At 44.4% G+C, this 1,049-nt stretch carries 1 protein-coding gene; it reads right to left on the reverse strand.

Going from position 1 to position 1,049, the window contains the following annotated elements; all coding sequences use genetic code 11:
* Positions 1 to 68 precede the first annotated feature (68 nt).
* Positions 69 to 1,049 (reverse strand): glycosyltransferase family 39 protein (locus EI28_RS12905; RefSeq protein WP_197018535.1); only part of this gene is annotated, 981 nt, incomplete at its 5' end.

The raw sequence follows: 1,049 nt of genomic DNA on the forward strand, positions 1-1,049 counted from the left end.
ACCCCCTCTTGATGCCTGGAGTGGAGTTGTCTTCGCAAAGATCTGAAAAGAGGATTAATTTTTGTAAACTAATCTGCTACTTCTGATTTTTCTGATCGTAGGGATAACTGCACTTTTTGTCGTTGTCTGTAAATAATGTACACGATTGCAGCCCAGTTCAGTGCCTGGAATGTCAGCGGCAGCAGTATGTTTGAGTTTACCAGTTCACCGTAGTTAAGCCAGAATAAACTGAGCAAAGCGGTATCGACGATCATGAGGAGGGTAAGTTTTCCAAGTTCTTCGTTAGAGATGAACCAGTAAGCGAAGAATGGAAAGGCCCATAGAAAGTAGTGAGGATAAATGTTTTTATTGAGCATTACAAACAAAGCCACAAACAATGCGATGCTTTCAAAAGTACAATCTGCGAAAAGACCGTATTTTTTAATGATTAGATATGCTGCTATGAGCAGAACTGCTTGAAGAGCGAATGGCAACGTAGTGGATTCTAGCGGGAGAACGTTATAAATGGAGAAAGAATCCGGATATTTTGAGCCGGTCAATACAAGATCCTGCAGTGTTGCCTGGACATCGAAGTACAGGTAGGGTGCTATGATGGCGGCACAGGTGCCTAGAAGGATGACACCATATACGAAGGTATTCTTCCAGGCTTTTCTTACTCCAAGGAAAGCCAGCATAGGGATTGCCGCCAAAAAGGGGAAGAATTTATACATCGCTCCAAAGCCGATGAAGAACGATGAGGCAACAAGTGAGTCATAGAGGAAGTAATGTATTCCGAGTATCATGAGGAAGATGGCAACCGAATCGAAAAGGCCCAGGACATCAGACGTGAGAACGGAGAGGGGCAGCAAGAGATATGCTAAGGCCATCTGCCTTCCGACAACTTCGCTTGATCGCTTTCCCATGTGATATAACGCCCACGTCAGCGCTGCATCACCGATAATGGCAGGGAGTTTTGCTACAAGGATTGTGTCTCCAAGGGTCTTCAGGAGAAATGCCTGAAAATAGGCGTGTAATGGCGGATAAAAAAAGTCCGCATCTACATACAACAA

The organism is Methanoculleus sp. MH98A (assembly GCF_000691865.1).
Taxonomy (GTDB): Archaea; Halobacteriota; Methanomicrobia; order Methanomicrobiales; family Methanoculleaceae; genus Methanoculleus.